Annotated in this window: 1 protein-coding gene; it reads left to right on the top strand. The window is 42.8% G+C overall.

What is annotated here, in order from left to right; all coding sequences use genetic code 11:
* On the top strand, nt 1–823 hold an 823-nt coding region (locus AB4496_RS27445; RefSeq protein ID WP_372133129.1), incomplete at both ends, for an SIR2 family protein.

The raw sequence follows: 823 nt of genomic DNA, 5'->3' as shown, positions 1-823 counted from the left end.
GGACGTATTCGATAAGATTGTTGAGCCCTTATTCAAAGAGTTGCCACAAGAGTGTCATATTGAGCACATTCTCAGTCACTTAGGTGACTACGCAGCCTTGGCGGAAAGGAGTAAAGATAAAAAGGCCCGCATCAATGGAGCTGAGGTCAAGTTAGATGAGCTTCAAGAAGCCCATCGTTTAATTCTTGACTCGATATCCAATGTCATCAGGTGTGGTTACGTTGAAGGCAAGACCGAAGAAACAGACGAAGAAGGCACACTATCGAAGCCGATAGTAGAAATTGACTCACATTTCGACTTCATTGACACTTTATTCAATCACGCAGGCGCTGGTATTTATGAACGGAGAAAACCCGTAAACATTTTTACCACCAACTATGACACCTTGTTAGAAGATGCTTTGGCCTTAAACAAAACTTCGTACTGGGATGGTTTTTCTGGAGGTGCAGTAGCTCACCGAACTCAGCGTTATGGCGAACCTGTGCCTACCAATGGTCAACGTGCCAACTTAATCAAAATGCATGGTTCAATAGACTGGTTTCTTTGTGAAAAGGGGCATGTCTGGAGAGTCAGAGATAATGATCGCTATCCAAAAGCTGACCGTCGAGTTCTCATCTACCCTCAAGCTACAAAATATATAGCAACCCAACAAGATCCATTCTCTGCACAGTTCGACCTATTTCGTAAAGCTCTAAACTCTCCGAATAGTAATGTGTTAGCTGTGTGTGGATATAGTTTTGGTGATGACCATATCAACAATGAAATTGAGTTCGCCCTATCTAAAGACGACAACAGAACCGTTTTAGTCGCTTTTCTTGAATGC

It is taken from the genome of Vibrio sp. 10N.222.46.A1 (assembly GCF_041473595.1).
Taxonomy (GTDB): domain Bacteria; phylum Pseudomonadota; class Gammaproteobacteria; order Enterobacterales; family Vibrionaceae; genus Vibrio; species Vibrio tasmaniensis_A.
This window is presented reverse-complemented; position numbering and strand designations above follow the sequence as displayed.